The organism is Tunicatimonas sp., assembly GCF_049647865.1.
Taxonomy (GTDB): domain Bacteria; phylum Bacteroidota; class Bacteroidia; order Cytophagales; family Cyclobacteriaceae; genus Tunicatimonas.
On record NZ_JBARYM010000626.1, the window covers coordinates 1 to 7,304 of the forward strand.

At 43.7% G+C, this 7,304-nt stretch carries 10 protein-coding genes; all 10 read right to left on the reverse strand.

Annotation, left to right across the window (positions count from 1 at the left end; translation table 11 throughout):
* On the reverse strand, window positions 1–1,427 hold a 1,427-nt coding region (locus WBA23_RS18295), incomplete at its 3' end, for a WD40/YVTN/BNR-like repeat-containing protein (protein WP_424583723.1).
* Window positions 1,428–1,522: 95 nt separating this feature from the next.
* A complete protein-coding gene (locus WBA23_RS18300; RefSeq protein WP_424583724.1) occupies window positions 1,523–1,909 on the reverse strand; it encodes a DUF983 domain-containing protein in 387 nt (128 codons plus the stop codon).
* Window positions 1,869–2,141, reverse strand: a complete 273-nt coding sequence (locus tag WBA23_RS18305; protein ID WP_424583725.1) for a hypothetical protein — start codon at window positions 2,139–2,141, stop codon at window positions 1,869–1,871. The genes WBA23_RS18300 and WBA23_RS18305 overlap by 41 nt, the downstream gene beginning before the upstream one ends.
* A gap of 48 nt (window positions 2,142–2,189) precedes the next feature.
* A complete protein-coding gene (locus WBA23_RS18310; RefSeq protein WP_424583726.1) occupies window positions 2,190–2,768 on the reverse strand; it encodes a DUF420 domain-containing protein in 579 nt (192 codons plus the stop codon).
* A 5-nt stretch (window positions 2,769–2,773) separates the two neighbouring features.
* Window positions 2,774–3,394, reverse strand: coding sequence for a hypothetical protein (locus tag WBA23_RS18315; protein ID WP_424583727.1), 621 nt, complete (start codon window positions 3,392–3,394; stop codon window positions 2,774–2,776).
* A gap of 54 nt (window positions 3,395–3,448) precedes the next feature.
* Window positions 3,449–3,778 carry a cytochrome C oxidase subunit IV family protein gene (locus WBA23_RS18320; RefSeq protein ID WP_424583728.1) on the reverse strand — a complete coding sequence of 110 codons (330 nt, stop codon included), beginning with the start codon at window positions 3,776–3,778 and terminating at the stop codon, window positions 3,449–3,451.
* A 20-nt stretch (window positions 3,779–3,798) separates the two neighbouring features.
* The gene (locus tag WBA23_RS18325) at window positions 3,799–4,551 is read right to left on the reverse strand and encodes a cytochrome c oxidase subunit 3 (RefSeq protein WP_424583729.1); all 753 of its coding nucleotides are present in this window, start codon (window positions 4,549–4,551) and stop codon (window positions 3,799–3,801) included.
* A 52-nt stretch (window positions 4,552–4,603) separates the two neighbouring features.
* Window positions 4,604–5,212 carry a cytochrome c oxidase subunit 3 gene (locus WBA23_RS18330; protein WP_424583730.1) on the reverse strand — a complete coding sequence of 203 codons (609 nt, stop codon included), beginning with the start codon at window positions 5,210–5,212 and terminating at the stop codon, window positions 4,604–4,606.
* A gap of 10 nt (window positions 5,213–5,222) precedes the next feature.
* Entirely contained in the window at window positions 5,223–6,116 is an 894-nt protein-coding gene (gene cyoE, locus WBA23_RS18335; protein ID WP_424583731.1) for a heme o synthase, read from the reverse strand.
* Entirely contained in the window at window positions 6,103–7,203 is a 1,101-nt protein-coding gene (locus WBA23_RS18340) for a COX15/CtaA family protein (RefSeq protein ID WP_424583732.1), read from the reverse strand. The genes cyoE and WBA23_RS18340 overlap by 14 nt, the downstream gene beginning before the upstream one ends.
* Window positions 7,204–7,304 lie beyond the last annotated feature (101 nt).

The following is a 7,304-nucleotide window of genomic DNA, read 5'->3' on the forward strand; positions in this document are numbered from 1 at the left end:
TCGTTACGGTTGGCATCGTACTCCGAGATTATACCTTGATAGCATCCGGCGTAAATATGCTCAGGATTATCCGGGTCAAACGCCACAAAGGCACTTTCACAGCCCCCTACCCGACGGAAGTCTTCCCAGTAAATACCGTCCTTATTTGTACGACTTGGTATGGCCACCGTAGAGTTATCTTGCTGTCCGCCATACACGTAGTACGGAAATTGGTTGTCTACACTTACTCGGTAAAATTGGGCAGTAGGCTGATTTTGCTGAGTAGACCAACTTTTCCCGCCGTCAGATGAGATATTGGCTCCGCCGTCATTCGCATTGATCATATAATCTGGTTGGTCGGGGTTTATCCACAGATCGTGGTTATCGCCGTGAGGAGTAGGCACTTGCTCAAAGGATTTACCGCCATCAATAGATTTCATAAACGGAGCATTGAGTACGTAAACTGTGTTTTCGTTAGTAGGATGAGCGAAGACGTGCATGTAGTACCAAGATCGCGCTCGTAGTACCCGGTCTTCGTTGATTAGCTTCCAGGTACTTCCCGCATCATCAGAGCGGTACAGCCCACCTTGCTCCGATTCAATAATAGCCCAAACCCGATCGGGATTAGCCGGGGAGACAGTAATCCCAATTTTTCCCATAATTGAGTCCGGCAAACCAGTAGTAAGTTGCTTCCAGTTATCACCACCATCGGTTGTTTTATAAATTCTACTACCCTCACCGCCACTGCGGATTTTCCAGGGAGTACGCTGGTGATCCCAAAAAGCTGCGTAGAGCACCCGGGGGTTGGTCGCATCCATCGCCAAATCGCAGGCTCCACTATTTTCGTCTACGTATAATACTTTTTCCCAGCTTTCACCACCGTTTTGGGTTCGGTAAACGCCTCGTTCTTCGGTAGGTGCCCACGGGCTGCCTTGCGCGGCTACATAAGCCACATTAGGGCTTTCAGGGTGAATACGTACTTTAGAAATCTGTCGGCTTTTCTCTAAACCAACATTCGACCAGGTTCTACCGGCATCGGTAGATTTATAGATGCCATCGCCGTGGGAGGTTTTCACCCCTCGTACCGGAGCTTCACCTGTGCCCACGTACAGCACGTTAGGATCACTTTTACTCACCGCTACCGAACCAATTGAGCCGGTTCGGAAGAATCCATCTGTTACATTTTTCCAGCTATGTCCGGCGTTGGTTGTTTTCCAAACTCCGCCGCCGGTAGCTCCGAAATAATACACTTGAGGTTGACCAACTACTCCGGTAGCCGTTGTTGATCGCCCGCCCCGAAATGGCCCAATGTTTCGCCAACGTAAAGCATCGTAGTACTTGTCGTCAAACTGAGCATTGTCTTCAGTAGATTTTGATCGTTTTTGAGCATCAACTTGATAAATGCCTGAGAAGGAAATCGAAAGGATAAGTAGTAGACGTAGTAGCATACGGAAGAAAGGTTGGTTTTGTATAATAATCCAATCCCAAAGTATTAGTTCTTCCCTGAATTACCAATCAATTGCTAGAAATTATCAGTGGGGGCTTAGTCAGCCAGTTCAGGTTTGTACTTAATACCACCGAAGCCGTACAAGAAGAGCGTTCGCGAGTATCTAAAGACGAGAGGTAGTGATAACAGCACCACTGCCGGAACAGCAGTAATGTAAACCACTAATTCCGGATCGCCAAAAAAGTTGTACAAGATGAATGCGGTACCCAGGAGTATCGCCATAGTGAAGGCATAGCTAACGTACATAGCACCAAAAAAGAAACCAGGCTCTCGCTCGTACTGTTCACCGCAGTGAGGACAGTTCTTATGAGTATCCGTGAACTTGGTGGGTTTTTGAAAGAATGAATAACGAAAAATATCTCCGGTGCGACAGCGAGGGCACTTATGATGGAGAATGGCGGACCCGGCGGATTTTTTTTGCATTGGATGCACGACTTTTTTTATACCAAAAAAATGCGATAGCTCCAACTAGCAGATACGGAGCCACAAATAGATACATTATACCAAGGTTAAGACCGGAAGCTAAATCTGTTTCACCGTAGCTTACGTTATTTTCTACCGTAGCCCGGCACATGGCACATTGGGCTATCAGCAATTGGGCTGATCCAATTACTAAAATTACTGACGTTACAAAAACCTTGATAAACCGTATCATAACTTTATAGTTGTAAAACGTAGTAAGTAAGTATTCTGTTCTTAAAAATTAACCGTAATACGGACTAATCATCAAATAAACGACCACTCCGGTTACCGATACGTACAACCAAACCGGATAAGCAAACTTTACAATCTTACGATGCTTATCAATCTTTTCGCTAATAGCGTAGTAAAGTGCTAACAAAACCAGTGGCACTACTATAATAGCTAAACCAATATGCGAAAGCAGAATAATCAAGTAAATCGTTCTCATAACGCCCAGTTCTGCTAACTCAGTAGCTGAAACTACGCCATTGTTGTCTACATCGCCAAACTTAGTAGAGTCAGCCGAACCGTGATAAATCACATAGGAAATTAAGAAAATGGCTCCGAGCGTAAATGCTACCAGCATCGCCAGCCGGTGGTAGGCTATTTTTTGTTGTTTGATAAATATTAGTCCGGCAATAAGCGCGATTGACGTAGCTGAGTTGAGAGCGGCATTCAAGTGGGGGAGAAAGTACACCCAATCGCCCGCTACACTCACTTTAGCGGATGAGAAAAGCAGTAAGGCTACTACCAGTGGAATAGCTACTGAAAGTACACCAATGATAATAAGGTATCGGTTATCCTGCGCGGTCTTCTGCATCGTTTTTACTTGTCAGTACTATACTCTAAAACTCGAATTTCAGCAATTAGGCGATCTACTTCGGCCGGGTCGGTTCCTTGGTAGTAGCCTCGAATTTGCCCCAGCCGATCTATTAACACTAAGGTTTTGTGTAAAGGAATATCGGCGCGGGGTATTACTAATTCACACTGAAGAAACGAAGGATACTGACGCTCAGTTCCTTCTAGAAAAGACCAATTTCTTTGTTTATATTTCTCGGCTAGTGTTGTGAATGAAGATGAGTTAGGGTTGGCCACTAAGATAATTTGCGGCGGTACTTGGGCTTCCAAAACTCCCTGCACCCGAGCTAACTCTTCCAGCATGTTTGCACAATCGTCTTCACATTTGGTCGGAAGAGCATGTACTATCTGTACTGCACCAATAAACTGATGAGATTGGGGCTGAGTATTGGCTACATCTGAGGTAAACAATGGCTTTACTCGATGGGCTGCTTGGCTAGACTCACAGGCGGCAAGCGAGTCAATACCATTCTCGTAAAAGATAGGAACCGCGTAGTGACTGGTGCTAAACAGTTCAAAGAATAGCACAAAAAAAATCGGTATTGCCAGCAGTAAGATGAGCAAACCGATTTTTCGGGATTTTTGCATATCGTTTTAGACCTATCTTGTAGTATTAGATAGACCGGAAAGAGCGGATATTGTTTAAAACTTTAGCTCAAAGATCGATGACCCTTCAGCTAACAGCGCAATAACTAACCAAATTACAAAGATAGTTGGAATAATAATTGACCAGATAAGCGTTTTTACTTCACCTTTGAGGTGCATAAACTCCGCTACAATGTAAAATGCTTTTACTAAGGTGAGGGCTACGAACGTAAAAAACAATAGCGGACCTCGGGGAAGAATATACGCTAGAGCAAATTCTATAGCGGTTACAATTGCCAGAATTCCGGCGATACGCCATAGCTGATTAATTTTCTTGTTATCTTTTGGTTGAACCTCAACCATAGTAGCTTCATCTAATTGTGCCATGAGTTATTGAATCAGTGTTGTCAAATCAAATAAAAGAAGGTAAATACAAATACCCATACTAAATCTACAAAGTGCCAGTACAATCCAACTTTCTCTACCATTTCGTAGTGGCCTCGTCGTTCAAAAACTCCTACCGTAGCTTGATAGAAGATCAGAAAGTTGAGCATCACCCCACTAAATACGTGGAAGCCATGAAAGCCAGTAATAAAGAAAAACAAGTCAGCAAAAAGGGGCGGTCCGTATTGGTTTTGAGTGAGATTGGCTCCGTAAAAAATAGAACCATCGGGCATCATCCCACCCTCATCAGTTCCGTGGATAAAGTGTGACCATTCCCAGGCCTGACAACCCAAAAAGGCGACTCCGCCCACAAGTGTCCACAACATCCACTTCGTTACGTCCTTCTTATCCATCCGATGCCCAGCCTCCACAGCTAGTACCATTGTAACACTACTCAGAATCAGAATAAATGTCATGATACCTACAAAAACCAACGGAAGAGATACTCCGTGCAGTAGTGGTACTGCATCAAAAACTTTCTCCGGAATAGGCCAATATTCTTGAGAGAAAACAAAATCTTCTGCTTCTCCCTTGTACGCAGGCCAAGCATAGCGAATCATGCCGTAAGAGATAAGCAGCGACGAAAAAGTAAACGCATCAGATAATAGAAAGAACCACATCATGAGCTTTCCATAGCTGGCCTTCAGGGGAGCCACCCCACCGTTCCAGAGGCCACCTTTGGTTGTTTCTTCTACAGACGTTGTAGTAGTTGCCATAAGTTTATAGTTGATTCAAGAAAGAAATCCGTTAAATGATTGTAGTTGCTAGTTAGCGATTGAGCAGCAAAAATAGAAATAAATACAGCCAAAGTCCATCTAAAAAATGCCAATAGGTTACACACATTTCCATGGTGTCCATTCGCTTACTATGCACTTTGTAGCGAAAAGCCTTTACCACCACTACCATTAAAAAAATTAATGCACTTATGATATGCACCCCATGTACTCCACTCAGTACATACACAAACGAACCAGCGGGGTTTCCTACAAAGAACACTTCTATATTTACTAATGCGCCCCAAGCCATAAACTGACCAATTAAAAAGGCAATTCCTAAGCCTAGCGTAATTAATAAAGCTGCCCGAAGCTGAATAATCTGATCGCGCTTAGCTGAAATGTAGGCCCAATGCATGCTAATACTGCTGGCAAAAATAATCCCGGCAGTGGTCCAGAATAAAGGGGGGAGCTCAAAGTCTAACCAATTTCCTTCTGAGCGCCGCACGATGTATGCACTGGTGAAAGCCGCAAAAATCATCACTACCGTGACAATGAATAGCCAAAGCGCGAATTTTTGCGGGTGCATAGACAAAATTGGCTGTGGCTCTTCGCGTAAGCTAATCTGATCTATTTCCTTTTCTATATTTAAAGATTTTTCCATCCTTCTTTCCTTAAATCTTGTCTAATAAATAAGCAATCTGCACCACTGGCAGATAAATAAAAGACCCAAACATAATTTGTAAAGCTACTTTACGAGAGCCATCCATCATTAATCGGAAAGTCTGCCCTAAAAATAGTACCCCGCATACCGTTGCCACAATCGCTGAGTCCACCCCAGTTATTCCAAATTTAAGAGGTAGCAACCCCAAGGGTATCAAAAATAGTGTATAAGTCATAATCTGTACCGCCGATTGAACCGTTTTTCCGCCCTTAGAAGGAAGCAATTTAAAACCGGCCTTCTGGTAGTCTTCATCGGCTACCCAGGCAATTGCCCAAAAATGAGGAAATTGCCAAATGAACTGAATAGCAAAGATAATAAGTGCTTCGTGCGTAATAGTTCCGGTCACCGCTGTCCAGCCGAGCAAAGGAGGCAACGCTCCCGGAATAGCTCCCACTAGCACCGCAATGGGGCCAACGCGCTTAAGCGGCGTATATACAAAGCTGTACAGCACAAAAGAAAGAAAAGCAAGGCCAGTAGTCAACGGATTAGTGAATTGCGCTAACAGCAACATACCTACTCCCCCCGTTACCAACGCTACTCCAATTGCCTCCGAAACACTTATTCGCCCAGTGGGTAATGGACGATTTTTGGTGCGAGACATCAACTTATCATATTCTCGCTCAATAATCTGATTCACGGTAGAAGAAGCTCCTGAAAGCAAGAACCCTCCTACCAACAGAATTGCCAATTGTAGCCAGTCGATACTACCTAATGTTGCTAATACAAACCCAAAGCCTGACGAGAACGCTACTAATATGGATAAGCGAACTTTTAACAGTTCGGTATAGCTTCGCAGCTTTTCGCTCCAGATATCTGTTACTTCAATTTTCTTAGTAGCTTGCATATTCCTGGATTTCTTCGGTTATGTCAGGTTCAATAGACCGGCTCAGGTTTAGCTTCATCAGCAAAAATAGCTGAATTCCGAAAGCTACAGTTGCCAGTAATAAGTGTACTGGCTGCGCTGCTCGGGGAATTCCAAAATACGCCATAATTGCACCGGAAACCACTTCCAACCCAATAATTACTACTAATACCAAACTCCACTTCGTTAAGTTTCCACTCTTGCCAAAACATTGAAACATTGTAGCTGCCAACCATAAATGGGCGGCAATAACAATAAGCGATAGTGATCTATGCCAAGTGAAAACGCTTCCCAAAGATTCTATCCACTGCTGCCGCTGGTTCTCTCCTAACTCTTTAGTAACAATATCTACCGATTCCCGTACTTGGGTGCCTAGTAAAATTTGCCCTAATGTTAAAAGAACCAGTACTATTAGTAAAGTATTAAGTTGACCGAATTCTTTTTTTGGCAGTGAGTTTCCTTTAGACAATACCGAAGGTTGAGCCCGGAAAGCAACGTAGATAAGCAGACTAACGATGATTAACGCTATTAGCATATGAAAGGTGATCATGCCAGGCAGCAAATTCGTAGATACTACAATTGAGCCGATCCAACCCTGAAAACCCACCAGAACTACGGCTGCACCCGATACCCAGACCAAACTACGGTCGGATTGCAACTGCTTCAGTGAAGCTAAAAATGTAGCAAATATAAGTAAGCCGATAACAGCACCAATAAGTCGATTTACGTACTCTATCCAAGTTTTAGAAGCGTTGAAGTCTTCTTCTTCTAGAATTGATTTATCGCTTTTTACTCGGTCAGATAAGTTCTTAAAGCCTAGTTGCTCTAAGTAAGCGGTAAAACGACTGTTCTTCTCAGCTCGTTTTTGCGCGTAAATTTCCTTATAGTTCTCAGGAAGTTGAGATACCTCGGTAGGAGGTACCCAACTATTGAAGCATTTGGGCCAATCGGGGCAACCCATGCCTGAACCGGTACTGCGGACAATACCTCCTACTAAAATCAGCAGGTAAACCGCTACCAGCGTAGCTACGCTAAGTTTAGGGAATAAACTATTTGGCGTGGGGTTCATCCATTTTTTCGGTCTTTTCACCTTCTCGCTCAATACCGATCGATTCGTTTTCGTAAGGAAGATTAGACTCGGGAGTTTCGGAGAATGGAACTGTCTGCGGA

Bases quoted from the DNA above. Each gene is read 5' to 3' on its own strand.
- WBA23_RS18330 (WP_424583730.1), bottom strand. From the start codon at position 5,212: ATGGAAAAATCTTTAAATATAGAAAAGGAAATAGATCAGATTAGCTTA.
- WBA23_RS18310 (WP_424583726.1), bottom strand. From the start codon at position 2,768: ATGCAGAAGACCGCGCAGGATAACCGATACCTTATTATCATTGGTGTA.
- WBA23_RS18305 (WP_424583725.1), bottom strand. From the start codon at position 2,141: ATGATACGGTTTATCAAGGTTTTTGTAACGTCAGTAATTTTAGTAATT.
- WBA23_RS18340 (WP_424583732.1), bottom strand. From the start codon at position 7,203: ATGAACCCCACGCCAAATAGTTTATTCCCTAAACTTAGCGTAGCTACG.
- WBA23_RS18315 (WP_424583727.1), bottom strand. From the start codon at position 3,394: ATGCAAAAATCCCGAAAAATCGGTTTGCTCATCTTACTGCTGGCAATA.
- WBA23_RS18300 (WP_424583724.1), bottom strand. From the start codon at position 1,909: ATGCAAAAAAAATCCGCCGGGTCCGCCATTCTCCATCATAAGTGCCCT.
- WBA23_RS18320 (WP_424583728.1), bottom strand. From the start codon at position 3,778: ATGGCACAATTAGATGAAGCTACTATGGTTGAGGTTCAACCAAAAGAT.
- WBA23_RS18325 (WP_424583729.1), bottom strand. From the start codon at position 4,551: ATGGCAACTACTACAACGTCTGTAGAAGAAACAACCAAAGGTGGCCTC.
- cyoE (WP_424583731.1), bottom strand. From the start codon at position 6,116: ATGCAAGCTACTAAGAAAATTGAAGTAACAGATATCTGGAGCGAAAAG.